A 26,191-nucleotide genomic window follows, 5' to 3' on the forward strand; every position below is an offset into this window, starting at 1 on the left:
TCCCGCCCCACCCCGCCCTGCCCCGCTCACTCCACCCAGGTTCACTTGCGCTACACGTACGGGAATGAGCCCCGGAAGCGTACGTTCAGCGCAAGTGAACACCCCCGCCGGGCGATGACAGCTCCCGCCGGGCGCCTGCCGCTGAACGGGAATGGACGGATGCCGCGCGGCGGTCTCGGCTATAGTCCGGTGCCCATGGCCTCATCGTCGCGGACCGCACGGCCCGAGCCGTCGCGCACGAGCTCGATCGCGATGCTGCTCGTGGCCGTGTGCCTGGTCGCGGCGAACATGCGGCCGGCGATCACCGGTCTCGGCCCGCTGCTCGACCAGATCGGCGCCGACACCGGGATGTCGGTCTCGGCGCTCGGAGTGCTCGCGGCCGTGCCGCTGATCGCGTGGGCACTGTTCTCGCCGCTCGCCCACGACCTGAGCCGGCGGTTCGGGCAGCCGCGGGTGCTGATGTGGTCGCTCATCGTGCTGCTGGCCGGCACGCTGGTGCGCTCGATCCCGGGGCCGGTCGTCAGCCTCTGGGTCGGCACGGCGATCATCGGCATCGGCATCGCGATCATCAACGTGCTGATGCCCGCCGTGGTCAAGCGAGACTTCCCGACTCATGTCCCGGCGGTGACGGCCGCCTACACGGCCCTCCTCGCAGGCCTCGGCGCGGTGTCGTCGGGGGTCGTGGTGCCGATCTCGCACATCCCCCTCGGCGGCGATCCCGCCGGGTGGCGGTTCGCCCTCCTGGTGACGGGCGCCGCGCTGCTGCCGTTCGCGATCGCCGGGTGGTGGTGGGCGCACCGGGGCGCGGCGCACGCTCATGTCCGCGCATCAGCGCCGCGGGGACGCACGGGCATCTGGAGCGACGCGACCGCGTGGCTGGTCGCCGTGTACATGGGACTCCAGGCATCCATGTTCTACATGTTCGTGACCTGGCTCGCCCCGCTCTCGATGTCGATCGGCCGCACCGAGGTGGTCGCCGGCATTGACGTCATGGTCTACCAGCTGTTCTCACTGGCGGGCTGCCTGCTGCTGCCGCTGATCCTGCGCGGCGGCCTGGAGAGGTGGGCGCCCGCCCTCATCCCCTCGCTCGCGATCGTGGGCGTCGCCGGCCTCATGATCGCGCCGGACGCCGTCCTGGTGTGGGCGTCGCTCATCGGACTCACCGGCGGCGCGACGCTGGCGATGTCGCTCACGCTGATGGCGCAGCGGGCGCGCGATCACGACGCGTCGGCTGCTCTGTCGGGCATGTCGCAATCGGTCGGATACGTGATCGCCGCGTTCGGCCCTGTCGCCTTCGGCGCGCTCCACAGCCTCACCGGCGATTGGATCGCCTCGCTCGCGCTGGTGCTCGCGGTGCTCGCCGCGCTCACGGTCGTCGGCGTGTTCGCCGGCCGCGACCGCTACGTCCTCGACCGCTCCTGACGCGGCGTCGGTTCGGGTGTTACGACACGCGGCAACGCCGGCCGCGTTGCCACGATTCGCGTCCCCCGAACCGCGGCCCGGCGAACTCGGGTTTCACGACACGGCAACGCCGGCCGCGTTGCCACGGTTCGCGTCCCCCGAACGCCCGGCCAGCCGGAATGGATGCCGCGCCCCGCGCCGTGGCTCGAGACGACGTCGCAGGTGCCCGGAACCCCGGCCCAAGGCTTCGGGTGTCAAGACACGCGGCAACGCCGGCCGCGTTGCCACGCATCGCGTCCCCCGAACCGCGGCCCGGCGAACTCGGGTGTCACGACACGCGGCGACGCCGGCCGCGTTGCCACGATTCGCGTCCCCCGAACGCCCAGGCTCACTCGTCGGGGAAGGCCAGCGCCCGCAGCAGTGCGCCCAGGGTCTCGCGGTCGTCGGCGCTCAGCTGCGCGTGGACCCGCTCCTCGGCGGCGCGGGCGGACTCCCGGGCGACGGCGACGAGCTCACGCCCGGCATCCGTCGCCACGACGACGTTGGCCCGCCGGTCGGACGGATCGGGCCGTCGCTCGACGAGCCCACGGGACTGCAGCTCGTCGACGAGGCTGACGACCTGGCTGGGGTCGAGCCGGAGGAATTCGGCGAGCTCCCGCTGCGACGGCCGGGCATCGCCCGACGCGAGGACGAGCACCGAGTATGACCGGGCCTTGAGTCCGTGCTCGGCCAGTGCGGCGTTGCCCGCGGCGAGCGCGATGGCGTTCGCGCGGGCGAGCAGGAAGCTGACGTCGTCGGTCAGGGCGGACGAGCGGAGCCCCTCGGGCGCGACGGGCGCGACGGGCGCGACGGCGGCGTCGGCGGGTTTCGGCATGGCCACGATGCTAGTCCACTTCATGGATGAACGGAATGATTGACTTTCTCAACGGTTAGGACTTCAATGGACCCGACACGAAGGAGTTCACGCATGTCTTCGCACGCCCCCCTCGACGGCAAGGTCGCCATCGTCACCGGCTCGGGCCGCGGCCTCGGCCTCGCCTACGCCCAGGAGCTCGCCCGCCAGGGCGCCGCCGTCGTGATCAACGACGTCGACGATGCCACCGCTGCCGAGGCCGTCGCCTCGATCGAGGCCGAGGGCGGCCGCGCCGTCGCCGTGGTCGCACCGGTCGGCCCCACCGAGACAGCGAAGCAGCTCGTGCAGGCCGCCGTCGACACGTTCGGCCGGCTCGACATCCTCGTGACGAACGCGGGTGTGCTGCGCGACACCGTGCTGTGGAAGATGAGCGACGACGACTTCGACACCGTCATCAACGTCCACCTGCGCGGCACCTTCACCTGCGTGCGCGAGGCAGCGACCTACATGCGCGCGAACGAGGTCCCCGGCCGCATCATCTGCATCGGCTCGCCCACGGGGCAGCGCGGCAACTTCGGGCAGACGAACTACGCCGCCGCGAAGGCCGGCATCGTCGGCATGGTGCGCACGTGGGCGCTCGAGCTGAAGAAGGCGGGCATCACCGCCAACGCCGTCATCCCGGTGGCCGCGACCGCGATGACAGCGACGGTCCCCTACTTCGCCGCGGCGGTCGAGGCCGACGCCGCCGGCAAGCCGATGCCCGCGTTCTTCCGGCACGACCTCGGGTTCGGCACGTCCGACGACGTCGCCGGGCTCATCGCCTATCTCGCATCGGATGCCGCCGCCGGCGTCACCGGGCAGGCCATCGGCATCGGCGGCGACCGCCTGCAGGTGTGGTCGCACCCCGAGGCGGTCGCGACCGCGTACCACGAGGGCGGCTGGTCGTACGACGACCTGGCGAGCGGGTTCCCCGACGCAGCCGGCGCCCTGCAGTCGGTCGGCGAGAGGTTCCCGCCGCTCCCGGAGGAGCTGCAGCGCCCGGCGCCGACCGGTCGTTGAGCGAGCGAAGCGAGACGCAACGCCCATGACCCGCTACGAACCCGCGATCGACGTCGGCGCGCTCACCGCGCTCGACGTGCACGTGCACATCGAGGTCGACCACCACGGTCACTCGTCGCTGCCCGACGACCTCCGCGATGCCGCGGCGGCCTATTTCAGCACCGACGGACCGAACCCCGACCTCGACGCCGTCGCCGCCTACTACCGGGAGCGGCGGATGGCGGCGGTCGTGTTCACGGTCGACGCCGAGACGAATCTCGGCCAGTCGCCGCTTTCGAGCGCCGACATCGCCGAGGGTGCCGCCCGCAACAACGACGTGCTCATCCCGTTCGGCTCGGTCGATCCGCTGAAGCCGACGGCGATCGACGATGCGCGCCGCCTCATCGAGGACCACGGCGTGCGGGGGTTCAAGTTCCATCCCACGGTGCAGGGCTTCGATCCGTCCGACGCCGCGCACTCCGCGCTGTACGAGACGCTGCAAGAGGCGGGCGTCGTCGCGCTCTTCCACACCGGCCAGACCGGGATCGGCGCCGGCCTGCCGGGTGGGCGAGGCCTGCTGCTCGGCCTGTCCAACCCGATGCTGCTCGACCCCGTCGCGGCGCGGTTCCCCGAGCTGCAGATCATCATGGCCCACCCGTCCGTGCCGTGGCAGGACGAGGCCCTGTCGGTCGCGACCCACAAGCACAACACCTGGATCGACCTGTCGGGCTGGAGCCCGAAGTACTTCCCCGAGTCGCTCGTGCGCGCCGCCAACACGTACCTGAAGAGCCGCGTGCTCTTCGGCTCGGACTTCCCGCTGCTCACGCCCGACCGCTGGCTGCGGGACGCCGAGCTGCCGACCGCTTCGGGCGCCGCGCGCTTCAAGTCCGAGGCGCTGCCCGGCATCCTCAAGGACAACGCGGTACGACTCCTCGGGCTCGGCGGCTGAGATGCCGGCGCTCGAGGCGGATGCGACGTTCGGGTTCGACCCGTACGCGATCGCGGCCGCCCACCTGAGCACTGCCGCCCGCGCGACACTCGGGCGGCTGCAGACCGCCCTGGACCGCGACATCCGCCCGCTCCTCGCCGACGCGTGGGAGACGGCGACCATGCCGTCCGAGGTGCTCGACGCGCTCATCCCGCTCGATCTCATGCAGCCCGAGGGGATGGATGCCGCCGAGGCGGCGTCGAGCGTCTACTCGGGGTTCCGCAACTACGTGCTGGCGCGCACCGACGTCTCGGTCGCCACCCTCTACAACGCCCAGTCCGGCCTCTTCCGGACGGCGATCACCCTCGGCGGCTCGCCCGCACAGGCGGCCGAGCTCGACCCGCGCGTACGCAGCTTCGAGCTCAAGGGCGTGTTCGCGCTGACCGAGCCCGAGCACGGCTCCGACATCGCCGGCGGACTCGCCACCAGCGCGCGGCGCGTGGGCGACGGCTGGGTCATCGACGGCCGCAAGAAGTGGATCGGCGGGGCTGCGGCATCCGATGTGCTCGTCGTCTTCGCACGTGACGTCGACGACCGCGCCGTCAAGGCGTTCCTCGTCCCGACCGGCGCCGAGGGCGTCCGCCTCGAGACGATCGGCGGCAAGGTCTCGCTGCGGCCGATGCAGAACGCCCTCATCACGCTCGACGGGGTGCAGGTGGCCGAGGATTCACGGCTGCAGAACGTGAACGGATGGGCGGACGTGGCCCGCATCCTGCGGGCCATGCGCGCCGACGTCGCCTGGATCGCCGCCGGACTCCAGGCCGGCGCGCTCGACGCCGCCGTGCGCTACGTGCGCGAGCGACACCAGTTCGGGCGGCCGATCGGCGGCTTCCAGCTCGTGCAGGAGAAGCTCGCCCGCATGCTCGGCAACTGCGTGGCGTCGCTCGCCCTCGTCGTGCAGCTGTCCCTTCAGCAGGACGGTTCCGCCGAGGTCGGCGGCGCGTTCGCCGACGAGAACTCGGCGCTCGCGAAGATGCAGACCGCCCGTCTCGCCCGCGAGACCGTCGCCCTCGGCCGTGAAGTGCTCGGCGGCAACGGCATCCTGCTCGAACACGACGTCGCCCGCTTCTTCGCCGACGCCGAAGCCGTGTACTCGTACGAGGGCACGCACGAGATCAACGCCCTCATCGTCGGCCGCGCGCTCACCGGCGCGTCGGCCTTCACCTGATCGACGCCGGCTGCCGCCCCTGTCGAAGAGCCAGACCCCACTGAAGGAGAATCCATGACCACCACCGTCGACTACGCCGACGTCGCCGGGCTCGCCGGCACCGACCTCGGCTGGACCGAGTGGCTCGATGTCACGCAGGACCGCGTGAACCTCTTCGCCGACGCCACCGACGACCACCAGTGGATCCACATCGACCCCGAGCGCGCGGCCGACGGTCCGTTCGGCGGGCCTATCGCCCACGGTTTCCTGACGCTGTCGCTCACTGTGAAGTTCTGGTCGGAGCTGTTCGACGTCACCGGCGTGACGACGCGCGTGAACTACGGTCTCGACAAGGTGCGCTTCGTCTCGCCGGTCGCCGTCGGCGCCCGCGTGCGCATGAACGCCGTCATCGACGAGGTGACCGAGGTGCGCGGCGGCTACCAGTTCGCGGTCGATCAGACGATCGAGATCGAAGGCGGCGAGAAGCCCGCCGTCGTCGCGCGAGGCCTCTACCGCTTCTACGCCTGAGAGCGCGTTTCGTCTCGCTTCGCTCGCTCAACGACCGAGACCCGGTCGTTGAGCGAGGGAGCGAAGCGACCGAGACGAAACGCCAGACCGACCACCTTCCTCGAGGGAGAGGACTCCGCAACGATGCACGAGGGAATCGGGTTCTGGCTCGCCAAGCGGCGGCTGAAGGACCCCGACAAGACGGCCGTCGTCTTCGGCGACGAAGAGCTGAGCTATCGCCGGCTCGCGGATGCCGCCGACCACGTCGCCGCTGTGCTGTGGCATCGCGGCATCCGTCGTGGCGACGCGGTCGCCTACATCGGCGAGAACAGCCCGCAGTTCCTGCAGGTCATGTTCGGCGCGGCGCAGCTGGGCGCCGTCTTCGTTCCGCTGAACACGCGGCTCGCCGGTCCCGAGATGCAGCACATCCTCGTCGACTCGGGTGCGCGCGCCGTCGTGCTCGACCCGGAGTTCCTGGAACGGGCGATGCCGGGCATCGAGGCGGGGCGCATCGCCCACGTCATCGTGACCGGCGACGGGCTGCCGGAGCACCCCGGCCTCGCCCGCCTCGTGGCCGACGCCCCGGGCGGCCACACCGTCGCCGAGGTGAGCCTCGACGACCCCGCGGCCATCATCTACACGTCGGGCACGACGGGGCGGCCGAAGGGCGCTGTGCTGAGCCACGGCAACCTCACGTGGGTCGCCGTCAACTGCATCGTCGACTACGACGTCGTCTCGACCGACGTCTCGCTCATGATCTCGCCGCTGTTCCACGTCGCCTCGCTCGGCATGGGCGCGCTGCCGGTGATGCTGAAGGGCGCGACGCTCGTCCTCGAGAAGGGGTTCGAGCCCGGTCGCGCGCTCGCGCAGATCCAGCGCCACGGCATCACGATGCTCAGCGGCGTGCCGACCACGTACCAGATGCTGGCCGACCACCCGGACTGGGCGGCGACCGACATCTCGACGCTGCAGAAGCTCACGTGCGGCGGGTCGGCCGTACCCACCCGCATCCTCAATGCGTACGAGGAGCGCGGGCTGTCGTTCTCACAGGGCTACGGCATGACCGAGACCTCGCCGGGCGCGACATCCCTCGCACCCTCGATGACCCGCGAGAAGCAGGGCAGCGTCGGCCTCCCCCACTTCTTCACCGAAGTGCGCATCACCGACGAGCACGGCGACGTCGTGCCGCGCGGGACCGTCGGTGAGATCGAGATCTCGGGCCCCAACGTCTTCCTCGGCTATCACGGCCAGCCCGACGCCACCGCGGCCGCGTTCACCGACGATCACTGGTTCCGCTCGGGCGATCTCGGCTACCTCGATGCCGACGGCTACCTCTACATCGCGGACCGTCTGAAGGACATGATCATCTCCGGCGGGGAGAACATCTATCCCGCCGAGGTCGAGAACCTCATATCCGACATCGAGGGGATCTCGGGCGTGGCGGTCGTCGGCGTGCCCGACGAGCGCTGGGGCGAGGTGCCGTGGGCGGTCGTGACGCTCAAGGAGGGTGCCGAGGTCGACACCGAGATCGTGCGCTCCCACCTCGACGGCGTGCTCGCGCGCTACAAGCTGCCGAAGAACGTCGTCGTCGTGGAAGAGCTGCCGCGCACCGCGTCGGGCAAGGTGCGCAAGGCCGACCTGCGGTCGCGGTTCGGCGAGAGCCGATGACGCGCATCCCGCCGGTGCCGTCCCTCGTGCCGGCGTTCGAGGTGGTCGCCGAGCTCGGCCCGCTCGAGGACCACGGTATGACGCGCGCCGGCCATCGGCGCATCATCCCGGTAGTCGGCGGCACGATCACCGGCGAGGTCACCGGCACGATCCTCGCCGGCGGCGCCGACTGGCAGACGGTGCGGGCGGACGGCTCGATCGAGATCGACGGCCGCTACAGCGCCCGCGGCGATGACGGGTCGCTGCTCTACATCCGCGCCCAGGGCGTGCGCAGCGGCGACCCGGAGGTGCTCGAGGCGCTGCTGCGCGGCGAAGACGTCGATCCCGACGCGTACTACTTCCGTGCCGCGCTCACGCTCGAGTCCGCCACACGCCCCGAGTTCGAGCGCGCGGTTTTCATCGCGTCGTACGTCCGCGAGGCGAGCCGCGTCCGATACGTCGCCTACCGCGTCACCTGAGCGACGCTCCGGCTCAGCCGACGAGCGCCGCGAAGTCCCGCACCGCGGGGAAGGCGAACTCGCGGTGGCGCTGCGTGAACAGCTCGAACGAGCGGTCGGCGGGCCAGTCCTCGCCCATGTACTGGCGCGGCAGGCGCGGGTCGGCGCGCAGCAGCGCCAGCCAGTCGGCGACCAGCAGCGTGCGCGCGGTGAGGGGAGGCAGATCGGATGCCGCATCCTCTCGCTCCCAGTGCTCGATGAATTCGTCGTGCGCCTCGCGGATGCGCTCGACGTCCCACGCGACGCGGACCGCTTCGACCATGGGGAACCCGTCCAGCTCGGCGGCCGAGAACGCGGTGACCGATCCCGGCGGCAGGTCGGGGATGATCGCCCCCAGCGCCGCGGCGAGGTCGACGGCGCCGGGTGCGATCCACAGTCCGTCGCGGAGCACGGCGAATCCCGACCACGTCAGGGCCGCGCGGAGGCGATGGCGGAGGTCGCGCAGGTGCTCGGGAACGGTGTAGGTGACGAGGGTCCAGCCTTCGCCCTGCGGCTCGAACGGCGCCGGCCCGTTGACGCGGCCGGAGGCCTCGCGCAGCACCTCGCTGCCGTGCCCGGTGAGGACGAACCCGATCTCACGGCCGAGGCGACGGCGTTCGAGCAGCCCGCTGTGCACCATGCGGTCGAGGTTGGTCCGCACCGCGGAGGCCGCGACCCCGGCGCTCTCGAGCGCACCGATCAGCACGCTCGCGCGCAGCGGCTCGAAGTACCGGTCGCACACGTACTCGCCGAAGAACGCCAGGAGCAGCTGCCGCGGCTTGCGCGTGAGCACCGACGTCTCGACGGCGGAGAGCGCCGGCTCCGCGACGGCAGCCCTGGCGGGTGCGACGCTCACGCGGCCTCCGGGCGGACGGCCTCGCCGCGCTTGGCGCGCTGGATCTGCTCGTACACGTGGGTGCGCAGCTCGGTGAACCGCGGCAGCGCGCGCGTCGTGATCTGGTCGCGGTCGGGCGCGAGGTCGATGGCGAGGTCCTCCTGCACCCAGGTCGGCGACTTCGACAGCACGATCACGCGCTCACCGAGGTACACCGACTCGTCGATGTCGTGCGTCACGAAGAGGATCGACATCCCGCGCTCGCGGTGCAGCTTGCGCACCAGGTCTTCGAGGTCGGCGCGGGTCTGGGCGTCGACCGCGGCGAAGGGCTCGTCCATGATGAGCACCTCGGGCTGGTACGCGACGGCGCGGGCGATCGCCACGCGCTGCTGCATGCCGCCGGAGAGCTGCCAGGGGTAGCTCTTGGTCGCGTGCTCGAGGCCGACCGCGACGAGCGCGTCCTCGACGAGGCGGTCGCGCTCCGCCCGGCTGAGCTTCTTGTGCTTCAGCGGCAGTTCGACGTTGCCGCGGACGGTGAGCCACGGGTACAGGCTGCGCCCGTACTCCTGGAAGACGAGCGCCATGTTCGGCGGCGGCGCCGTGACGCGTCGGCCGCCGAGCTCGATGACGCCCGAGGTCGGCTTGAGCAGCCCCGCGATGCACTTGAGCAGCGTGGTCTTGCCACAGCCCGACGGGCCGACGATGCACACCAGCTCACCGGCATTCATCCGGAACCCGATGTCGCCGATCGCCTCGACGTTCCCGGTCGTGGACTCGTACACCTTGCGCAGGTTCTCGACGTTCAGCAGTGTGTCAGGCACGCTCGACCTCCTTGATTCCGTGATACCAGCGAAGCACGCGCCGCTCGACGAACCCGAAGATCACCGCGAGCAGGACGCCGATGAGGCCGAGCAGCACGATGCCGCTCCACATCTCGGCGATGAGGTAGTTGCGCTGGAAGTAGACGATTCGATAGCCCAGACCCGAGGACGAGAAGAACATCTCGGAGATGACCATCAGGATCAGCGCGATCGAGAGGCACTGCCGCACACCCGTCATGATGCGGGGACTCGCGGCCGGCAGCACCAGATACCGCAGCCGCTCACCCGAGGTCACCGCGAACGACCGTGCGGTCTCCGTCATCACCGAGTCCGTCGATCGGACGCCCTCGATGGTGTTCAGCAGCACGGGCCAGATCGCGCCGGCGACGATCACGACGACCTTCATGAGGTCGTTCGCGCCGACGAGGACAGCCACGATCGGGATGAGCACCGGCGGCGGCACCGCGCGGAAGAACTCGAACACGGGCTCGAGCAGCTCTCGCAGCCACTGCACCAGGCCGATGACGATTCCTGCCGCGATGCCGAGGGCGACGGCCAGCACGATGCCGATCGCGAGCCTGCCGAGGCTGGGCACCACGTCGTCGAAGAACGCCGGGCCCACCCACGTCTCGACGAATGCCTCGGCGATGACGAGCGGGCTCGGGAAGAACGGGGCGGGCGAGACCGAGGACCAGATGCCCCACACCACGAGCAGGATGATGGGCAGACCCAGCGCGTACGCGGTGTTCTCGCCGAACTTCGCCCACACCCGGGACGAGCGGCGCGGCGTGACGACGGTGCTCGTGTAGAGGGTCACAGGACCTCCTCCCCTCGTACGGACTGATGCCACGACAGCGACCGGCGCTCGATCGCCCGGAAGACGAGGTTGACGAGCAGTCCGAGCATGCCGGTCACGATCACGAGGGCGTACACCGTAGTCCACTGCCCGGATTCGCGGGCGAGCATGATCGCGCGTCCGAGTCCGGGGATGCTGATGAACATCTCGGCGGTGATCGCGAGGATCAGTGCGACGGTCGCTGCGAGCCGGAGGCCCGTCATGAGGTACGGCAGCGCGGTCGGGAAGACCAGGTTGACGATCCGCGACCCCCGCGACAGACCGAAGCTGCGCGCCGTGTCGCGGGCGACGGCGTCGACGTCGGCGACGCCGTAGAGCACCTGGATGAACACCTGCCAGAAACTCGCGTACACGATGATCAGGAGCGCGGCCTGCAGCTGGTAGCCGAACATGAGGATCGCGAGCGGAATGAGCGCGACCGACGGGATCGGCCGCAGGAACTCCACCGTGGTGTGGGTCGCTCGGCGCAGGAACGGCACCAGGCCGATGACCGTGCCGAGGACCACGGCGAGTACGGTCGCGATCACGAGGCCCAGCGCCCAGGACGTCAGCGTACGGCCGACGTTGCGCCAGAACTCCAGATCGCCGAACAGCACGAACAGCTGCGCGATCGTCTCTGTCGCCGTCGGGAAGTACGCCGGGTTCACGATCCCGAGCGTCGGCAGCAGCTGCCATGTCGCCAGGAACCCGAGGATGCCGGCCACGCCGAGCACGACCTTGCGCATGGTGCGGTTCTGCCGGGCGCGCGGCGACGTGGCGACGGCCGGCGGGGCGTCAGCGGTGGCGGTCACGGTACCTCCGATCGGTGCGGTCGGGGACGTGGAGGGTGGCGGATGCCGCGGCGCGCGGCATCCGTCACCCCCACGTCGCGGGGCTACTGCTGCTGGAGCAGCCGGTCGAAGTCGGGCTCGGCCTCGATGTAGCCGAACTCGACGGCCAGTGTGCCGAGGTCCTCGATGCCGGCGTCGGCGAGGTCCCACGTGAAGGTCGGGAGCGTGATGCCGGCCGCCGCCTCGTCGGGGATCTCGAGGTTGGTCGCGATCGCGGCGCGCACGGCATCCTCGTTGTCGCCCGCCCACTCCAGCGCCTCGGCCATCGCGGCCGAGTAGTCGGCGACGAGGTCGGGGTCCTCGTCGAGGAGCGCCTGCGTCGTGATGTTCGTGAGCACCGACAGGCCGGGGATCGTCGCCTGGTAGGGCGCGACCACCGAGACGCCGCCGTCGCCGAGGACCATGCCGCGGAAGGGGTCGGGCGCCCACGCGGCGTCCATGGTGCCGGCGGCGAGCTGTGCGGGAACGTCCGGGAACGCGACCTCGACGAACTCGATCGTCGAGGGATCGCCGCCGTCGTCCTGGACGGCCTTGCGGATCGTCAGGTCTCCGGCGGCGCCGATGGTGTTGACCGAGACCTTCTTGCCGGCGAGGTCGGCCGGCCGCGTGATGCCGGAATCGCCCAGCGCGACGACCGCGTTGACGTCGTCGCCCTCGGCGAGGCTGTTGGCGTAGTTTCCGACGATCACGACGCCGAGGTCCTGGACGTCCGCGCGGATGGGGCCGAACGGCTGGCCGATGGCGAACTGGATGTCGCCGCTCAGCAGTGCCGGGATGGCGTTGGCGCCGCCCTGCGCGGGCACGACCTCGATCTCGAGGCCGTGGTCCTCGAAGATGCCCTCGTCGATGGCGGCCCAGAGGGCGCCGGTCTCGGCGATGGGCAGCGCGGCCACGCGGACGGCGGTGAGCTCGCCCGAGCCCTCCGCGTCGCCGCCGGACGTGGCGGTGGATTCGGGATCGGCGGCGGAATCGGTGCAGCCGCTCAGCGCGAGCGCGGCGGCGGCGAGAACGCCGAGGGTGGCAAGACTCTTCTTCATTGACGGGCCTCTCAGGAGCGGGTGCTGTGGGTGTCGACAGCCGCGTCCGCCCGACCGGGAGTCGGAGTCGGCACCGCGGCGTGCCGGACAAGAGTCATGGTGCGCCTCTCGACGTCGATTGTCAATGCTTTTGTGACGCCCGTCACGGATTGCTTGAATCACCCGCGACTTCGCGCCTCGGCATCCGCTCAACGGAAATCACGGCGTGCGTGGTGGGCCGCCCCGCGCAGGATGGGTCCGCACGCACAGCGTGCCTATTGCCATTACCTATGGTCATAGGTATTCTCAGATCACCGCGGTGCAGAGACGCACCCGGAAGAGGAAAGGACCTCTCTCATGGCCCATGCGACCCCCGCATCGCCCTCGGCGGCCGCCCTCGTCGACGGCTTCTCGCTCGAGATGACCGGCAAAGACATCGCCGGTCTCGAAGAGGCGCGCGACACGATCCCGCAGGGGACGAAGGTCAACGTGACCTTCCTCGGCAACGAGGACCTCGAGATGCGCGTCGCGGCCGCGAAGGCCGTCAAGGAGATGGGCTTCATCCCCGTCCCCCACCTCTCGGCGCGGCGGCTGCGGTCGCAGAACGAGCTCGAGGAGTTCCTCGGGCGCCTGCAGGAGGTCGGCGCGACCGAACACGTGTTCGCCGTCGGCGGCGACCCGGCCGAGCCCGAAGGCCCCTACCCGGACTCGCTCACGGTGATCCGTTCCGGCGTGCTGCAGAAGTTCGGCGTGCGCGAGGTGTCGATCGCCGGCTACCCCGAGGGCCACCCCGACATCCCCGCCGACGTGCTGTGGCGCCACCTCGACGAGAAGGCGCTCACGCTCGCGCAGGAGGGACTGGATGCCGTCGTCCTGACCCAGTTCGCGTTCGACACCGATCCGGTGATGACCTGGATCAGCCAGGTGCGCGATCGCGGCATCGACGCGCCGATCCGCATCGGCACGCCCGGACCCGCCGGCATCAAGCGGCTGCTCGGCTTCGCCCGCCGATTCGGCATCGGCGCGAACGCGATGATCGTGAAGAAGTACGGCTTCTCGCTCACAAACCTGATGGGCACCGCCGGGCCCGACCGCTTCGTGTCCGACCTGGCCGAGCGCCTGAGCTCGGCTCCTCAGCCCACTGCCGACTCGATGGACGCAGCGGCTGCGGGAACGGGCTCCGAGGCCGGGTACGGCGACGTGAAGCTGCACTTCTACACGTTCGGCGGCCTGCTCGCGACGAGCACCTGGGCGCGGGAGTTCGTCGCCGCGCAGGCGCACGGGGCGCGCCGATGACGACCCACCTCGAGGTGCGGCGCGATCATGCGTGCCTGATCGTGCACGGCCCCGACCGCTCCGGCATCGTCGCGGCGGTGACCGCGCTGGTCGCCCGCGTCGGCGGCAACATCGTGACGCTCGACCAGTACTCCGACAACCCCGAGGGCGGCGAGTTCTTCCAGCGCGTCGTCTTCCATCGCGTCGACCTGCAGGCGGCGCTGCCCGCGATCGAGGCCGACCTCGACGAGACGCTCGGTCCGCTCGGCCTCGAGTGGCGGCTGACCGACCAGTCGATCCCCAAGCGCATGGCGATCCTCGCCTCGACGAGCGACCACTGCCTGCTCGAGCTGCTCTGGCGGCACCGTCGCGGCGAGCTGCCGGTGACGATCCCGATGGTCATCTCGAACCACACCAACACCGCGGAGGACGTCCGCAGCTTCGGCATCCCGTTCTTCCACGTCCCCTCGCAGGGAGCCGACAAGTCGGCCGCCGAAGCGCGGATCGTCGAGCTGCTGAAGGGCAACGTCGACTTCGTCGTGCTGGCCCGCTACATGCAGATCCTCTCCGATTCGTTCCTCGACGAGGTCGGGGTGCCGGTGATCAACATCCACCACTCGTTCCTGCCCGCGTTCATCGGCGCAGCCCCTTACCGCAAGGCCAAGGAGCGCGGCGTAAAACTCATCGGCGCGACCAGCCACTACGTCACCGCCGACCTCGACGAGGGCCCGATCATCGAGCAGGATGTCGCCCGCGTCACCCACGCGATGACCGCCGGCGACCTGCAGGCCCGCGGCGCGTACGTCGAGCGCGCCGTGCTGTCGCGGGCGGTCGAATGGCACGCCCAGGACCGCGTGATCCGCCACGGCAACAGCACCATCGTCTTCACGTAGCCCCCGGTCGTCGAGCGAGCGAAGCGAGACGAAACGCTCGGCCCGAGGCATCCGTCCCACAACCACACACCCCACGAACAGAGAGGTTCCCCATGGCGAAGAATCTGCAGGAGCTGCTCGACGGCCAGAACGCCGTCGAGATGCTGCGCAACTCGCAGATCGGCTCGTACATCTATCCGGTGGTCCCCGCGGACTTCCAGAACTGGATCAAGGAGCAGAAGGCCTGGCGCGACACCGCCGTGCTCTACGACCAGTCGCACCATATGGACAATGTGTTCCTCAAGGGCTCGGATGCGATCCGCCTGATCTCCGACACGGCCATCAACTCCGTGGCGACCTTCCCCGTGAACCGCGCGAAGCAGTACGTGCCGACGACCGCGTCGGGGCACGTCATCGGCGACGGCATCCTGTTCCACGAGGCCGAGGACGAGTACGTGTACGTCGGCCGTGCGCCGGCATCCAACTGGCTGATGTACCACGGTGAGACCGGCGGCTACTCCAACCTCGACGTCACGGTCGACCGGCGTTCGCCGTCGCGCCCGTACGGCGACGCCGTGAGCCGGCGCTACTACCGCTTTCAGATCCAGGGCCCTGCCGCATGGCAGGTCATCGAGAAGCTCAACGGCGGACCCCTCGAGCAGCTGAGGTTCTTCAGCATGTCGGAGATGCAGATCGGCGGCGCCAACGTCCGCACTCTGCGCCACGGCATGGCGGGAGCGCCCGGCCTCGAGGTGTGGGGACCGTACGAGGACCATCACCGCGTGCGCGACATCATCGTCGAGGCGGGCGCGGAGTTCGGCCTCGTCCCGGTCGGCTCGCGCGCCTACCCGTCGAACACCCTCGAGTCGGGCTGGATCCCGTCCCCGCTTCCGGCCATCTACTCCGGCGAGGCCGAGCGCGGCTACCGCGAGTGGCTCGGCGTCGACAGCTACGAGGCCACCGGCACGCTCGCCGGCTCGTTCGTGTCGGAGAACATCGAGGACTACTACCTGACCCCGTGGGAGCTCGGCTACGGCTCGTTCGTGAAGTTCGACCACGACTTCATCGGGCGCGACGCGCTCGAGAAGATCGACCCCGAGACGCAGCGCCGCAAGGTGACGCTGGCGTGGAACGCCGAGGACGTGACGAAGATCTTCGCGTCGCTGTTCGACGTCGAGGGTGACAGCTACAAGTTCTTCGACCTGCCGCTGGCGAACTACGGCTCGGCGAACTACGACGCGGTGACGGATGCCGACGGCAGCGTCGTGGGCTTCTCGATGTTCACCGGGTACAGCGCCAACGAGAAGCGGGCGCTCTCGCTCGCGACCGTGAACCCCGACGTGCCGGAAGGCGCCGAGGTGACGGTCGTCTGGGGTGAACCGAACGGCGGCACCACGAAGGCCTCGGTCGAACCGCACCAGCAGCTGGAGGTGCGCGCGGTGGTCTCGCCGGTGCCGTACTCCACTGTGGTGCGTCAGAGCTACCACGGCGGCTGGCGCACCGGGTACCAAGCCCAGCCCGCCTGAGCCACGAGACCCGAGGGGGTCCGCCCTGCGGGCGGGCCCCCTCGTACCATTCCGCCGAGGCTCGACCGTGAGACCTCATCAGGCGGACGAGACCGTGGGTGAATCCCGCAGTCTCGTCCGTCGACTGGGGTCTCACCGTCTTCGGCCCGCTACCCTCGGGCGAGGAAGGAGAGCACCTGATGAGTCTGCGGTACGCGCTGTTGGCGATCCTGCGGGTGGGCCCGCTGTCGGGGTACGACCTGCAGAAGCAGTTCCACCAGTCCGTCGGACATGTGTGGCATGCACCCGACTCCCAGATCTACCCCGAGCTGCGCAAGATGGAGGAGCTCGGCCTCATCGAGGGCGAGGAGCAGACACGCGGCGAGCGCGGCACGCGCCGCATGTACCACGTGACGGATGCCGGCAACCGGGCGTTCCTCGACTGGATGGCCTCTCCCCTCGACTACCAGCGGGTTCGTGACCCCGCCCATCTGCGGGCCGCCTACCTGGAGGCGGCCGCGCCCGAGGATGCGCGCGGGTTCCTCGAGCGGCACATCGCGCAGTGGGCGGGCGAGCTGGCGCAGTGGGAGGGCGAGCTCGAGCGCATCGACGCCGTCGCCAACCCCATGCTGGTGCGCCGCCTCGCGGTCACCGCCGACGCCGACCGTGAGCGGACCATCGCCTACAAGCGCTTCGCCTACGAAGGCCTCGTCGAGCGCGCGCAGGGCGAGATCGCCTGGGCCCGCCGCGGCCTCGAGCTCGTGGACCGCCTGGACGGCGCCGAGGCCCAGTCGGCGACCGGTACCTGATCGCCGTACCCGGCTCCCGCTCGTAGAGCGAGCGAGGAACGTGGTCGTTGAGCGAGCTTGCGAGTCGAAACGCAGAGACGAGACGCGGTTCCTGATCCCCGGTCGTTGAGCGAGCGAGGAACGAGCGGTCGTTGAGCGAGCGAGGAACGAGCGAGGAACGAGCGAGACGAAACGCGCGCACACGTCTCCGGTCGTTGAGCGAGCGAGGAACGTGGTCGTTGAGCGAGCTTGCGAGTCGAAACGCAGAGACGAAACGCGGTTCCTGATCCCCGGTCGTTGAGCGAGCGAGGAACGTGGTCGTTGAGCGAGCTTGCGAGTCGAAACGCAGAGACGAAACGCGGTTCCTGATCCTCGGTCGTTGAGCGAGCGAGGAACGAGCGAGACGAAACGCCCGCACCCCGCGCCCACGTCGGTGGGCCGGTTCAATTCCTCCACAGGCGCCTCTCGCAGGCCTCTTCGCCAGGTTATCCACAGCATGGTTTCGCCTCTTGATCTGGGTGTTTGAATGTCGGAGGCCCTCGCCAGAATAGGGGCATGACGAACCTCGCCGACGCTCTCACGGAGCTCGGCGACGCGCTCGCGAAAGTGTCCGCGGCGGCGCTCGCCGACGGTGGGCTGCGGGGGTGCGCTGACACCGACGTGCTCGGTGCACTCGCGACGGCCGGCCGGATCCGGCGCAGCGCAGAAGCGGTCATGGTCGAGGCTGTCGCGGTGATCGTGGACCGTGATGGTGACGTCGGTCACGCTGACCGGCTCACGACGCGTTACGGATGCCGCAACATGAGCGAACTCGTGCAGCGCGCGACGCGCGTCTCGGGGCGGACGGCGTCCGATCTGATAGCCGCAGCGAACGCGGTGCAGCAGTCTGTCGCGTTGTCCACCGGTGAGGTGCTGCCGGCGGAGTTCCCGGGTATGCGGGCAGCGCTGAGCACCGTGCAGGTCGGCATCGACGGGATCATCGCGGTCACCGGCGCGTTCCGCGGCTGCCAGACCGGCCGGGCCGACATGCTCGCCGCAGACACCGAGCTGGCTGCCGCCGCGTGTGGCGAGGGAGTGGATGCCGCACCGCCGGCGTCGGCGGACGAGTTGCGCGCCCTGGCGCAGGTGTGGGCGGCGTACCTCGACCAGGACGGCGCGGAACCCGACGACACCCGTGCGCTCCGTCGGCGGGGTGTCAGCCTGGGTCGTCGCGGCGACGACGGCCTCGTCCCTCTTCGCGGACGCCTCCTCCCCGAACTGGCCGCGCAGCTGCAGCTCGGCTTCGACAGCGTTCTCAATCCGCGCGCCGACGGCGCACCGGCACCAGGGCCCTGCTTCGTCGAGGATCCGGAACGCGATCCATGGGAGCCCGTGGCGTCGGCGGCTGATCAGCGCAGCCACGCCCAGAAGCAGCACGACGCGTTCGCGGTGCTGCTCACCGCCGCCGCCGCATCCGGCGAACTACCCACCCTCGGCGGCGCTGCGCCCACCCTGGTGGTGTCGGTGCGCCAGGAGGACCTCGCAGCCGGCCACGGTCGCGCCCACCTCCCCGGCGACGACCAGCCGGTTCCGCTCCCGGTCGCCCGGCACATCGCCTGCACGGGTGCCATCGAACGCGTCGTGCTGGGCGAGAACGGGCGGATCGTGTCGATCACGACCCTGGACCGCATCTTCAACCACCACCAACGCAAAGCGATCACGCTCCGCGACGGCGGCTGCCTCATCCCCGGTTGCCATGTCCCACCGCAATGGTGCGAGCTCCACCATGTCGAAGAGCACTCCCGCGGCGGCCCGACGCACACTGATAACGGAGTCTTGCTCTGCTGGTTTCATCATCGAACGATCGACACCGGCGGCTGACACATCCGCATGCTCGACGGCATCCCATATGTGAAGGGCCCGTACTGGTGGGACGCGCAAGTGAAGTGGCGACCCGCCACGAAGTCCCCCACCCGAAGGCGCGACCTCATCGCCCTGCCCACGTGAACGTGGCACGCCGAGTCGAGCGTCGAGCGCGCGTAGGCGGACCCCTCAGCGTGCCGGAAGTTTCTGTTCCTCTGCCCCCGTGGAGATCGGCCGGGTCGCGTTGCGGGCTTGGTCCTCTCCTCCTCAGTTCGCCGGGATGCCAATGGCAGACTCGTGTCATGGAACCTCGAGTGACGAATGATCTCCGGGCCAGGTTGCGAGCCATCCCGAGCCTGACCGGGTCGGCGCCAGGTCTGGACACCGCAGCGTTACGCGCGGATCCTGCTGCACAGTTCGTCGACTGGCTTGATGACGCGGTCCTCGCGGACGTACCCGAGCCGCTCGCCATGACACTGTCGACGATCGGCGCCGATGGGATGCCAGACGCGAGGACGCTGATCCTCAAAGACGTCGACGCCCGCGGGTGGGCCTTCGCCGGCCGGGGATCGAGCCGGAGCGGTGCACAGCTTGCCGCGAACCCGGTGGCGGCTCTCACGTTCTGGTGGCAGCCGATGGTGCGTGCCGTGCGGGTGCGCGGGCGTGTCGTCCGTGCGACGCGAGCAGAGAGCGAGGCAGACCTTCTTTCGCGCAGCGCAGCGGCGCGGGCGGGTGTCCCCTCCGAGGACTGGACCCTATGGCGCCTCCAGCCCACACGGGTCGAGTTCTGGCAAGGATCAACCGATCGCCGACACACGCGCATCGTCTACCACCTCAACGGCGACGGCTGGTCGATGGATATCGCTCCGGGCGGCGACTCGTCAGAACACTCTTCCTGAGGGTTGTCGACAAGAAGCCGACTGTCCACGGCGGGTCCGCCAGCGCACTCCCGACAGCTGCGGGTGATGTTCGCTGATCGGTGGCGTTTCTCGTCCGTCGCCCTGCTGCGATCTGGCTCAGCTGGCTGCGGCAGCTATGTCCGCGTGTTCGGGGTGTGAAGCGGCGTGTTCGGCGGTCCGGCTGACGTTCTCCCAGGCCGCCCAGGTGGCGATGCGCTGCCCCGTGAGCTGGTGTGCGAGGTCATAGACCATGCTCCCGAGCAGCAACCGCAGTGGTGGTGTGTCGCTGTCCACGAGGGTGAGCATCGCGTCGGCTGCGAGGCGAGGGTCGCTGTCGACCGATCCCTCCGCCCACTGCCGCTCCAGCTCGGCCCGCAGCGGCGCATACGGCTCCCTCGGGTTTGTCGCGGTGATGTTCGAATACAGGTCGGTCCAATAGCCGCCGGGCTGCACAATCGTGACCTTCACGCCGAAAGAGGCCGCTTCCGCTGCCAGAGCTTCGCTCATCCCCTCGAGGGCGAACTTGCTCGCGCTGTAGAGCCCCGTGCTGGGGAAGCCACCGAGGGCCGCGATGCTCGAGATCTGGAGGATGTGGCCCGAGCCCTGCGCGCGCAGGTGCGGCATCACCGCTTGACTTACCCACAGTGCGCCGAAGAGGTTCACTTCGAACTGTGCCCGCGCCTGCTGCTCGGTGAATTCCTCCACCATGCCCATGGACAGGTTGCCGGCGTTGTTGACCACGACATCGAGCCCGCCGAAGCGCTCGACGGCAGCCGCGACGGCGGCGTCGACGGCGGCTTTGTCGGTCACGTCCAGATCCAGGGCGAGGACACGGTCCCGGTGATGTGCGGCAAACGTCGCTGCGGTTGCGGTTCGTGCGGCCGCGACGACACGATCGCCACGGTCAAGGGCCGCCGCCGCGAGAGCATGGCCGATGCCCCGACTCGCGCCGGTGATGAACCACGTGAGAGATGACGGGGAAGACTGAATCATGAGCACTCCTTGCTGAGACGAGACGGTTCGTCTCGCTTGAGATGAAGCTAGCACGGGTTCTCCACCATGGCAATACGCAACGTCTCGTCTTGCCATAGACTGCTGGCATGCCGAGCCCCGACCCCGCGCGACGCAACGAGAATGCACGCCGAGCCGTGCTCGACGCGACACTCGATCTGCTGCAGGAAGTGCCGTATCCCCGCATCACGATCGAAGGCATCGCATCGCGCGCCGGCGTCGGGAAGCAGACCATCTACCGGTGGTGGGCGTCGAAGGCGGCTGTCCTGTTCGACGCGTTCCTCCTCCTCAGCGCGCAAGACGGCGGTGACACGCCACGGCTCCCCGATACGGGCGATCTCCAGGCCGATCTCACCCTGGTGCTGCGGGCGACGGTCGCGGAGTTGAATGATCCGCGGCTCTCCGAACCGATGCGAGCCCTCGCCACCGAGCTTGCCCAGGATGAGAGTCTCGCCGAGGCCTACCATCGACAGCTCGACGCCCCGCTGCGCGAAGCCAAACGACAGCGTCTGCGCGAAGCGCAACAGGTGGGGCAGCTCGCGGACGACCTCGATCTCGACGTGGCGATCGACATCATCTGGGGGCCGATCCTCAATCGCTGGCTACAGCGGAGCGGCCCCTTGAGCAACGAGTATGTCGACGCACTCCTCCGCACCACCCTCCGAGGCATGCGGCCCTAGACGACACGCGCCCGTCCGGGTGAGTCCAGACAGAACCTCCCTAAGCGGAATCCCTAAGCGAGCGTGGCAGGAAGATCGTTGGCCGCCGTCTCGCTGCGGGCGCCACGGTTGGTGATGCTCCAGCGGGCCCGCGGGGTCACGCGGTCATAGTGGACCGAAGACGACGGCTGGGTCGGCATCAAGCTCGAGCTGGTCGAGTAGCGGTTCCAACTCTCGTTCCTCGAACCGGAAGTGTGACTCCATGATCGCCGCAAGACCCTCCAAGTGACGTGCGAGGCTCGCGGACGATTCGCCGGACCGCGCTGCGCTGTCGAATCCGGTCAGAAGGGAGGCGATCCTGTCGTGGTCTTGCCGGAGCATGCTGACCACACGTGCCGCTGCCGGGTACTGCTCGACGAGGGCGGGAAACAGCAGCGCGTCTTCTCCTCGGTGATGGCCGTCGAGAGCGAGGCAGAAGCCGTGGCAGTAGAGCAGGAGATCTCGCGAGGCGTCTGCGATATCCGCACCATCGCGGGCGGCCCGCTGCGCGGTGCTGAGTGCGAGACGAAGTCGTTCGTGGGCTTGGAGAAGCTGCTGTCGCCATGCGACGAGCCTCGGGATGTCGCTCACTACGATGTCGGTACGAGCTTGCATGGTGACCGCCTTTTTCGAGCGCCGAGCTGACCATGGGCCACCCAGCGCGCTCCCAGCCTAGGTGGCCACTCGGCTCAGACTTCAACTCCTTTTGTACGGTCCGGATCCGCTTGTACTGTTCGATCCGCTTGTACTGTTCGGATCCGCAAACGCGCATGTCGAACGGGGCGAGCTGTTGCTTCGCATCCAGGTCATTGAGCGCTGTTGCGGTCGGTACCGGGACAGCGAATGGTGGGTGCTGAGGACTGACACTGTCCGGATTGTCGGGGAGCATTGAGCGGACACACGAAGGAGTACCCCATGTCCACGTTGCCTTCCCTTCCCCTTCCGCCGGCCCCAGCCGGTTCGAACACCGTGAACTCATTCATCATGACGGACGACGCGACGGGCCTCATCGCCTTCGTCGGCGCTGTCTTCGATGCCGTCGAGAACCCCGACGCCCGCACGGCTGATGCCGACGGGCTCGTCCTCCACTCCGAGGTCCACATCGGTGACTCTCTCCTCACCATCGCCGACCGCAAGCCGGCGTGGCCGTACACCCCCGCGTTCACGCGCGTATACGTCGTCGATGCGGCGGCGACTCTCGAGCGGGCGGTCCAGCGCGGTGCACGGATCGTCACGGAGCCGACCGACTTCTGGGGTGATGTGTTCTCGCGTTTCGCCGACCCGTTCGGTCACCTGTGGTGGGTCTACCAGCACACCCCCGCAGAGCAGGAATGGGATGCCGCATCCGACACCTCCGACGCGTCTGGCGACATCGGCGAGTGGAATGCCGCGGATGCCTCCGCTGCAGGCGAGTCGTGGGAGAACTTCGCCACACCCGAACTCGACTACATCCACTCCACGCTCATCGATGCCATGAACAGCTTGCGCGACCCGCGGGAGAAGAACTGACCGGCCGCCAGCGGAGCGGTGGGCGCCGTGCGCCGCAGCACGACACAAGTCAACTAAGTTCGCGACACCGCGAATGGCGATGAAGAACTGCTCATTCAGCTCGACCCCGCGGCAGGGCAAGCTCTCGGTGGTGGACGCAGCGGCGGCTGGCGCGCACCAGCCGACAGTCTTTACGGCGACCCCCGGCACCGCCACACTGGGGTCGAACGGCCACTGAGGGAGAAGTCATGGCAGCAGGAACGAGCGGGGACCCGTGGGTGCTGCGCACAGCGCCTGGCACCTCGGAGTACACCATGTACCGCGATGGCGACGGGCTGGTGTGCCAGGTGGGCAGCACCCGCCTGACTTACCAGGCGCGGGCTATCGACGACCTCCACACCTGGTTGCTCGAACAGGGCGACTGGGTTCCGCTCGGCGCCGCAGACGAACAGAAACCTGCCGCCGACGGGTCCGTCGAAGCGTGGGGGCGCTCCGACTCCAACCCAGTCGGCGGGTGGTACGGCACCCGAAAGGGCTATCGCGGCCGCTTCGGGATGTACCTGCCCCCGCTACTCGAGGAACTCGGCATGGTTGAACTCGAGCACAACCCGCGCAGCAACCGTGTGCGAGCCCTTCCGCCAAAATGACCCGAGGGCTCCTGAGGACCGGCGCTGGCCCCTCAGACTCGAGAGCATCCAGGTGAACCTATATAGCCCGCGCGTGGATTCCACCCGCATAGGTCGACCCGGCCCCTGAGCCTGCCCACCTGTCAGTGGGCCATCGAGGCCAGCACCTCCGGGTCGAGCGTGGCGATCGAGCGGGTGTCCTGGAAGGCACGCACGCCCTCGATGCCCTGCTCACGCCCGAAGCCCGACTGCTTCATGCCGCCGAACGGCGCACGCAGGTCGAGGCGGGTCGCCCCGTGGTCGTTGATCCACACGTAGCCGCACTCCAGCTGGGAACCGACGCGCTGCGCGGCCTCCGGCGAACCCGTCCACACCGATCCGCAGAGGCCGCCCCACGTGTCGTTGGCGAGGCGCACCGCCTCGGCCTCGTCGTCGAACGGGATCACCGGGATGACCGGGCCGAACTGCTCCTGGGTGACCACGCGCAGGTCGAGCTCGGGGTCGACGACGATCGCGGGGCGGACGAAGTTCCCGCCCGCCAGATCACCCCCCGGCAGGGAGCCGTACTCGCGCACATCGGCGCCGGCATCCTTCGCCTCCTGGATGATCTCGTCGACGAACGCCTTCTGAGCCGGCTGATGCAGCGGGCCCATCGTCGTGCCCTCGTCGAGGCCGTGGCCGAGCGTGGCCTTCTCGAGCCGCGCGGCGAGTCCCGCGACCAGCTCGTCCATCCGCGAACGGTGCACGTAGACGCGCTTGGCGTTCATGCAGATCTGCCCGGTGGTGTCGTAGATCGCGGCGTAGAGCCGGTCGAGGTGCGCGTCGTCGAGGATCGCGTCGTCGAGGAAGACCGCCGCGTCGTTCCCGCCCAGCTCGAGCGTCACGCGGGTCAGCGTCTTGGACGCCATCTCCATGATCCGCTTGCCGCCGTTCACACTGCCGGTGAAGCAGACCTTGGCGACGTCGGGGTTCTGGATGAGCTCGGCCATGTCCTGGTCGCGTCCGGTGACGACGTTCAGCACGCCCGGCGGCAGCTTCTCGGCGACCCGCTGCACGACCCGCGTGGTCGCCAGCGGCGCCGAGGGCGGCGGCTTCACGATCGCGGTGTTACCGGCCAGCAGCGCGTGCGGGAGCGCGGCGCCGAGGATCGCGATGGGCCAGTTGAACGGCACGATCACGGTCACGACGCCCAGTGGCTGGTACGACACCTCGGTCGATACCGGGATCGCGCCGGGCACCGGCGGCAGCGTCTTGGCGGCATCCACCTCGTCGGCGAGCATCAGGGCGAGGTTCCAGCGGATCTCGAACACGAGCCCGTCGATCCACGCCTCCATCCGGATCTTGCCGTTCTCCTGCGACAGGATCGCGGCATCCTCGTCGCGATCATCCGCGATGCCCGCGATCGCGGCCGCCATCTGCGCGGCGCGCTCCTGAGCCGTGAGCGCCGCCCACGCCGGGAAGGCCGCCTTCGCCGCGGCAACGGCATCCTTCACATCGGAGACGGATGCCGCGGCCGCCTCGCCGACGACCACTCCGGGCCTGCCGGGGTCGGGGATCGTCAGCACGTCCTCCGTGAACCGCTCCTCACCGCCGATGTACAGCCCCGTCCGAACCGATGTCCCCATCGCGGTCTCGCCCATGGAACGCCACCTCTCTGTGCCCTTTGGCTCCGGCTCTCACCGGGGCTCGTGCTTCCCTGCTCCGGCTCTCGCCGGGGCTTGTGCTTCCCTGCTCCGGCTATCGCCGAAGCACGATGTTCTGGTTGTCAGCGGGTCGACGCCGGGTGCGTCGTCGACACCTGCTCCCAGCGTGCCTCTCGCATACGCGTGAATCAAGATTGTCGACGATTTTCGCGCAGATTTCGTATGAAATGCTTCCCGATGGGACCATCGTCGCGAGATAGTGTCAGTGCACGGACGAGGGCACCGAAGGGGATGGCCAGATGACGGATGCCGCAGTGCGCAGCGACGACGACGAGACGATGGAGCGGCCCGACCTCACACAGGTGATCCGCGAGGCGATCCTCGACGCCCAGTTCGCACCGCATCAGCGCCTCATCGAAGCCGACCTGAGCGAGCGGTACGGCGCATCGCGCGCCTCGGTGCGCACCGCCCTGCTCAATCTCGCCGGGGAGGGACTCGTCGAGCGCCTGCCCAACCGCGGCGCGCGCGTGCGCGCGATCACCGTCGACGAGGCGATCGAGATCGTCGAGGTGCGCATAGGCCTCGAGACGCTCTGCGCGCGCAAGGCCGCCGAGAACCTCACGCCCGCCGATGCCGAGCGCCTGCGCGCGCTGCGCGCCGACATCGAAGCGGCCATCGCGTCGGGCGACCTCATGGCGTACTCGCGCCTCAACCAGGAGCTCGACCGCCGCATCCGCGACCTCAGCCGCCACGGCACCGCCACGCAGCTGCTCGAGCGCCTGCGCGCCCAGTCGGCGCGCCACCAGTTCCGCCTCGCGTTCCACCCCGGCCGCGCCGCGACGTCAGCCCCCGAGCACATCGCGATCATCGACGCGATCCTCGCCAAGGACCCCGAAGCCGCCGAGGCCGCGACGCGCGCGCACCTCTCGGGCATCGTCGAGGTCCTGCACGGCATGGAGTGAACGCCGCTCGGCGCGTTTCGTCTCTGCGTTTCGACTCGCAAGCTCGCTCAACGACCGCGTTCCTCGCGCGCTCAACGACCGGGCGCGGAGAGCGTTTCGTCTCTGCGTTTCGACTCGCAAGCTCGCTCAACGACCGCGTTCCTCGC

26 protein-coding genes are annotated in these 26,191 nt (G+C 69.4%); 17 read left to right on the forward strand and 9 right to left on the reverse strand.

What is annotated here, in order from left to right:
• Positions 1 to 195: 195 nt before the first annotated feature.
• Positions 196 to 1,422 carry an MFS transporter gene (locus MRBLMI12_RS07925; protein WP_363355436.1) on the forward strand — a complete coding sequence of 409 codons (1,227 nt, stop codon included), beginning with the start codon at positions 196 to 198 and terminating at the stop codon, positions 1,420 to 1,422.
• A gap of 367 nt (positions 1,423 to 1,789) precedes the next feature.
• Here the strand turns inward: MRBLMI12_RS07925 and MRBLMI12_RS07930 are convergent, their stop codons facing one another.
• Positions 1,790 to 2,275, reverse strand: coding sequence for a MarR family winged helix-turn-helix transcriptional regulator (locus tag MRBLMI12_RS07930; protein ID WP_363355438.1), 486 nt, complete (start codon positions 2,273 to 2,275; stop codon positions 1,790 to 1,792).
• Positions 2,276 to 2,368: 93 nt separating this feature from the next.
• Between MRBLMI12_RS07930 and MRBLMI12_RS07935 the strand changes: the two genes are divergently transcribed.
• The 6 genes from MRBLMI12_RS07935 (at position 2,369) to MRBLMI12_RS07960 (ending at position 8,060) form a co-directional block, all read left to right on the forward strand.
• Positions 2,369 to 3,313, forward strand: coding sequence for an SDR family NAD(P)-dependent oxidoreductase (locus MRBLMI12_RS07935; protein WP_363355440.1), 945 nt, complete (start codon positions 2,369 to 2,371; stop codon positions 3,311 to 3,313).
• Between the two features lie 25 nt (positions 3,314 to 3,338).
• Positions 3,339 to 4,241: an amidohydrolase family protein gene (locus MRBLMI12_RS07940; RefSeq protein WP_363355442.1), complete on the forward strand. Its 903-nt coding sequence runs from the start codon at positions 3,339 to 3,341 to the stop codon at positions 4,239 to 4,241.
• A gap of 1 nt (position 4,242) precedes the next feature.
• Positions 4,243 to 5,448: an acyl-CoA dehydrogenase family protein gene (locus MRBLMI12_RS07945; RefSeq protein ID WP_363355444.1), complete on the forward strand. Its 1,206-nt coding sequence runs from the start codon at positions 4,243 to 4,245 to the stop codon at positions 5,446 to 5,448.
• Positions 5,449 to 5,502: 54 nt separating this feature from the next.
• Positions 5,503 to 5,955 carry a MaoC family dehydratase gene (locus MRBLMI12_RS07950; RefSeq protein ID WP_363355446.1) on the forward strand — a complete coding sequence of 151 codons (453 nt, stop codon included), beginning with the start codon at positions 5,503 to 5,505 and terminating at the stop codon, positions 5,953 to 5,955.
• 123 nt (positions 5,956 to 6,078) lie between these two features.
• Positions 6,079 to 7,602, forward strand: a complete 1,524-nt coding sequence (locus tag MRBLMI12_RS07955; RefSeq protein ID WP_363355448.1) for an acyl-CoA synthetase — start codon at positions 6,079 to 6,081, stop codon at positions 7,600 to 7,602.
• Positions 7,599 to 8,060, forward strand: a complete 462-nt coding sequence (locus MRBLMI12_RS07960) for a DUF3237 domain-containing protein (protein WP_363355450.1) — start codon at positions 7,599 to 7,601, stop codon at positions 8,058 to 8,060. Before MRBLMI12_RS07955 ends, MRBLMI12_RS07960 begins: the two co-directional genes overlap by 4 nt.
• A 13-nt stretch (positions 8,061 to 8,073) precedes the next feature.
• On the opposite strand, the gene MRBLMI12_RS07965 is transcribed toward MRBLMI12_RS07960, so the two are convergent.
• The 5 genes from MRBLMI12_RS07965 to MRBLMI12_RS07985 form a co-directional block, all read right to left on the reverse strand.
• Entirely contained in the window at positions 8,074 to 8,934 is an 861-nt protein-coding gene (locus MRBLMI12_RS07965; RefSeq protein WP_363355452.1) for a PaaX family transcriptional regulator C-terminal domain-containing protein, read from the reverse strand.
• On the reverse strand, positions 8,931 to 9,734 hold the full coding sequence (locus MRBLMI12_RS07970; RefSeq protein ID WP_363355454.1) for an ABC transporter ATP-binding protein: 804 nt from the start codon (positions 9,732 to 9,734) through the stop codon (positions 8,931 to 8,933). Before MRBLMI12_RS07970 ends, MRBLMI12_RS07965 begins: the two co-directional genes overlap by 4 nt.
• The gene (locus tag MRBLMI12_RS07975; protein ID WP_363355456.1) at positions 9,727 to 10,551 is read right to left on the reverse strand and encodes an ABC transporter permease; all 825 of its coding nucleotides are present in this window, start codon (positions 10,549 to 10,551) and stop codon (positions 9,727 to 9,729) included. Before MRBLMI12_RS07975 ends, MRBLMI12_RS07970 begins: the two co-directional genes overlap by 8 nt.
• Positions 10,548 to 11,381, reverse strand: coding sequence for an ABC transporter permease (locus MRBLMI12_RS07980; protein WP_363355458.1), 834 nt, complete (start codon positions 11,379 to 11,381; stop codon positions 10,548 to 10,550). The genes MRBLMI12_RS07975 and MRBLMI12_RS07980 overlap by 4 nt, the downstream gene beginning before the upstream one ends.
• Positions 11,382 to 11,464: 83 nt before the next feature.
• Positions 11,465 to 12,457 carry an ABC transporter substrate-binding protein gene (locus MRBLMI12_RS07985; RefSeq protein ID WP_363355460.1) on the reverse strand — a complete coding sequence of 331 codons (993 nt, stop codon included), beginning with the start codon at positions 12,455 to 12,457 and terminating at the stop codon, positions 11,465 to 11,467.
• Between the two features lie 336 nt (positions 12,458 to 12,793).
• On the opposite strand from MRBLMI12_RS07985, the gene MRBLMI12_RS07990 reads away from it, so the two are divergent.
• The 6 genes from MRBLMI12_RS07990 (at position 12,794) to MRBLMI12_RS08015 (ending at position 19,617) form a co-directional block, all read left to right on the forward strand.
• A complete protein-coding gene (locus tag MRBLMI12_RS07990) occupies positions 12,794 to 13,732 on the forward strand; it encodes a methylenetetrahydrofolate reductase (RefSeq protein ID WP_363355462.1) in 939 nt (312 codons plus the stop codon).
• On the forward strand, positions 13,729 to 14,604 hold the full coding sequence (gene purU, locus MRBLMI12_RS07995; RefSeq protein ID WP_363355464.1) for a formyltetrahydrofolate deformylase: 876 nt from the start codon (positions 13,729 to 13,731) through the stop codon (positions 14,602 to 14,604). Before MRBLMI12_RS07990 ends, purU begins: the two co-directional genes overlap by 4 nt.
• Before the next feature lie 92 nt (positions 14,605 to 14,696).
• Complete coding sequence (gene ligM / locus MRBLMI12_RS08000) at positions 14,697 to 16,109, forward strand: vanillate/3-O-methylgallate O-demethylase (RefSeq protein ID WP_363355466.1); 1,413 nt, start codon at positions 14,697 to 14,699, stop codon at positions 16,107 to 16,109.
• Positions 16,110 to 16,288: 179 nt separating this feature from the next.
• Complete coding sequence (locus MRBLMI12_RS08005; RefSeq protein ID WP_363355761.1) at positions 16,289 to 16,897, forward strand: PadR family transcriptional regulator; 609 nt, start codon at positions 16,289 to 16,291, stop codon at positions 16,895 to 16,897.
• Positions 16,898 to 17,431: 534 nt separating this feature from the next.
• Positions 17,432 to 18,736, forward strand: coding sequence for an HNH endonuclease signature motif containing protein (locus MRBLMI12_RS08010; RefSeq protein ID WP_363355468.1), 1,305 nt, complete (start codon positions 17,432 to 17,434; stop codon positions 18,734 to 18,736).
• Between the two features lie 284 nt (positions 18,737 to 19,020).
• Positions 19,021 to 19,617 (forward strand): pyridoxine/pyridoxamine 5'-phosphate oxidase, encoded by a 597-nt coding sequence (locus MRBLMI12_RS08015; RefSeq protein WP_363355470.1) that lies wholly within the window; start codon positions 19,021 to 19,023, stop codon positions 19,615 to 19,617.
• 117 nt (positions 19,618 to 19,734) lie between these two features.
• On the opposite strand, the gene MRBLMI12_RS08020 is transcribed toward MRBLMI12_RS08015, so the two are convergent.
• Positions 19,735 to 20,610, reverse strand: a complete 876-nt coding sequence (locus MRBLMI12_RS08020; protein ID WP_363355763.1) for an SDR family NAD(P)-dependent oxidoreductase — start codon at positions 20,608 to 20,610, stop codon at positions 19,735 to 19,737.
• A gap of 107 nt (positions 20,611 to 20,717) precedes the next feature.
• On the opposite strand from MRBLMI12_RS08020, the gene MRBLMI12_RS08025 reads away from it, so the two are divergent.
• On the forward strand, positions 20,718 to 21,308 hold the full coding sequence (locus MRBLMI12_RS08025) for a TetR/AcrR family transcriptional regulator (protein ID WP_363355472.1): 591 nt from the start codon (positions 20,718 to 20,720) through the stop codon (positions 21,306 to 21,308).
• Positions 21,309 to 21,452: 144 nt separating this feature from the next.
• On the opposite strand, the gene MRBLMI12_RS08030 is transcribed toward MRBLMI12_RS08025, so the two are convergent.
• Complete coding sequence (locus MRBLMI12_RS08030; protein WP_363355474.1) at positions 21,453 to 21,941, reverse strand: hemerythrin domain-containing protein; 489 nt, start codon at positions 21,939 to 21,941, stop codon at positions 21,453 to 21,455.
• Positions 21,942 to 22,241: 300 nt separating this feature from the next.
• Here MRBLMI12_RS08030 and MRBLMI12_RS08035 point away from each other — a divergent pair, with 300 nt between their 5' ends.
• Both MRBLMI12_RS08035 and MRBLMI12_RS08040 read left to right on the forward strand, forming a co-directional pair.
• A complete protein-coding gene (locus MRBLMI12_RS08035; RefSeq protein WP_363355476.1) occupies positions 22,242 to 22,835 on the forward strand; it encodes a VOC family protein in 594 nt (197 codons plus the stop codon).
• Between the two features lie 227 nt (positions 22,836 to 23,062).
• The gene (locus tag MRBLMI12_RS08040) at positions 23,063 to 23,461 is read left to right on the forward strand and encodes a DUF6855 family protein (RefSeq protein ID WP_363355478.1); all 399 of its coding nucleotides are present in this window, start codon (positions 23,063 to 23,065) and stop codon (positions 23,459 to 23,461) included.
• Between the two features lie 122 nt (positions 23,462 to 23,583).
• Here the strand turns inward: MRBLMI12_RS08040 and MRBLMI12_RS08045 are convergent, their stop codons facing one another.
• Positions 23,584 to 25,080, reverse strand: coding sequence for an aldehyde dehydrogenase family protein (locus MRBLMI12_RS08045; RefSeq protein ID WP_363355480.1), 1,497 nt, complete (start codon positions 25,078 to 25,080; stop codon positions 23,584 to 23,586).
• Positions 25,081 to 25,382: 302 nt separating this feature from the next.
• Between MRBLMI12_RS08045 and MRBLMI12_RS08050 the strand changes: the two genes are divergently transcribed.
• The gene (locus MRBLMI12_RS08050; RefSeq protein WP_363355482.1) at positions 25,383 to 26,045 is read left to right on the forward strand and encodes a GntR family transcriptional regulator; all 663 of its coding nucleotides are present in this window, start codon (positions 25,383 to 25,385) and stop codon (positions 26,043 to 26,045) included.
• Positions 26,046 to 26,191 lie beyond the last annotated feature (146 nt).

The sequence above is a fragment of the Microbacterium sp. LMI12-1-1.1 genome (genome assembly GCF_040676455.1).
Taxonomy (GTDB): Bacteria; Actinomycetota; Actinomycetes; order Actinomycetales; family Microbacteriaceae; genus Microbacterium.

What these genes read in the sequence shown, in the direction of transcription:
- MRBLMI12_RS07925 (WP_363355436.1), top strand. Translation starts at nt 196, where the DNA reads ATGGCCTCATCGTCGCGGACCGCACGGCCCGAGCCGTCGCGCACGAGC.
- MRBLMI12_RS07930 (WP_363355438.1), bottom strand. Translation starts at nt 2,275, where the DNA reads ATGCCGAAACCCGCCGACGCCGCCGTCGCGCCCGTCGCGCCCGTCGCG.
- MRBLMI12_RS07935 (WP_363355440.1), top strand. Translation starts at nt 2,369, where the DNA reads ATGTCTTCGCACGCCCCCCTCGACGGCAAGGTCGCCATCGTCACCGGC.
- MRBLMI12_RS07940 (WP_363355442.1), top strand. Translation starts at nt 3,339, where the DNA reads ATGACCCGCTACGAACCCGCGATCGACGTCGGCGCGCTCACCGCGCTC.
- MRBLMI12_RS07945 (WP_363355444.1), top strand. Translation starts at nt 4,243, where the DNA reads ATGCCGGCGCTCGAGGCGGATGCGACGTTCGGGTTCGACCCGTACGCG.
- MRBLMI12_RS07950 (WP_363355446.1), top strand. Translation starts at nt 5,503, where the DNA reads ATGACCACCACCGTCGACTACGCCGACGTCGCCGGGCTCGCCGGCACC.
- MRBLMI12_RS07955 (WP_363355448.1), top strand. Translation starts at nt 6,079, where the DNA reads ATGCACGAGGGAATCGGGTTCTGGCTCGCCAAGCGGCGGCTGAAGGAC.
- MRBLMI12_RS07960 (WP_363355450.1), top strand. Translation starts at nt 7,599, where the DNA reads ATGACGCGCATCCCGCCGGTGCCGTCCCTCGTGCCGGCGTTCGAGGTG.
- MRBLMI12_RS07985 (WP_363355460.1), bottom strand. Translation starts at nt 12,457, where the DNA reads ATGAAGAAGAGTCTTGCCACCCTCGGCGTTCTCGCCGCCGCCGCGCTC.
- MRBLMI12_RS07990 (WP_363355462.1), top strand. Translation starts at nt 12,794, where the DNA reads ATGGCCCATGCGACCCCCGCATCGCCCTCGGCGGCCGCCCTCGTCGAC.
- purU (WP_363355464.1), top strand. Translation starts at nt 13,729, where the DNA reads ATGACGACCCACCTCGAGGTGCGGCGCGATCATGCGTGCCTGATCGTG.
- ligM (WP_363355466.1), top strand. Translation starts at nt 14,697, where the DNA reads ATGGCGAAGAATCTGCAGGAGCTGCTCGACGGCCAGAACGCCGTCGAG.
- MRBLMI12_RS08005 (WP_363355761.1), top strand. Translation starts at nt 16,289, where the DNA reads ATGAGTCTGCGGTACGCGCTGTTGGCGATCCTGCGGGTGGGCCCGCTG.
- MRBLMI12_RS08010 (WP_363355468.1), top strand. Translation starts at nt 17,432, where the DNA reads ATGACGAACCTCGCCGACGCTCTCACGGAGCTCGGCGACGCGCTCGCG.
- MRBLMI12_RS08015 (WP_363355470.1), top strand. Translation starts at nt 19,021, where the DNA reads ATGGAACCTCGAGTGACGAATGATCTCCGGGCCAGGTTGCGAGCCATC.
- MRBLMI12_RS08020 (WP_363355763.1), bottom strand. Translation starts at nt 20,610, where the DNA reads ATGATTCAGTCTTCCCCGTCATCTCTCACGTGGTTCATCACCGGCGCG.
- MRBLMI12_RS08025 (WP_363355472.1), top strand. Translation starts at nt 20,718, where the DNA reads ATGCCGAGCCCCGACCCCGCGCGACGCAACGAGAATGCACGCCGAGCC.
- MRBLMI12_RS08030 (WP_363355474.1), bottom strand. Translation starts at nt 21,941, where the DNA reads ATGCAAGCTCGTACCGACATCGTAGTGAGCGACATCCCGAGGCTCGTC.
- MRBLMI12_RS08035 (WP_363355476.1), top strand. Translation starts at nt 22,242, where the DNA reads ATGTCCACGTTGCCTTCCCTTCCCCTTCCGCCGGCCCCAGCCGGTTCG.
- MRBLMI12_RS08040 (WP_363355478.1), top strand. Translation starts at nt 23,063, where the DNA reads ATGGCAGCAGGAACGAGCGGGGACCCGTGGGTGCTGCGCACAGCGCCT.
- MRBLMI12_RS08045 (WP_363355480.1), bottom strand. Translation starts at nt 25,080, where the DNA reads ATGGGCGAGACCGCGATGGGGACATCGGTTCGGACGGGGCTGTACATC.
- MRBLMI12_RS08050 (WP_363355482.1), top strand. Translation starts at nt 25,383, where the DNA reads ATGACGGATGCCGCAGTGCGCAGCGACGACGACGAGACGATGGAGCGG.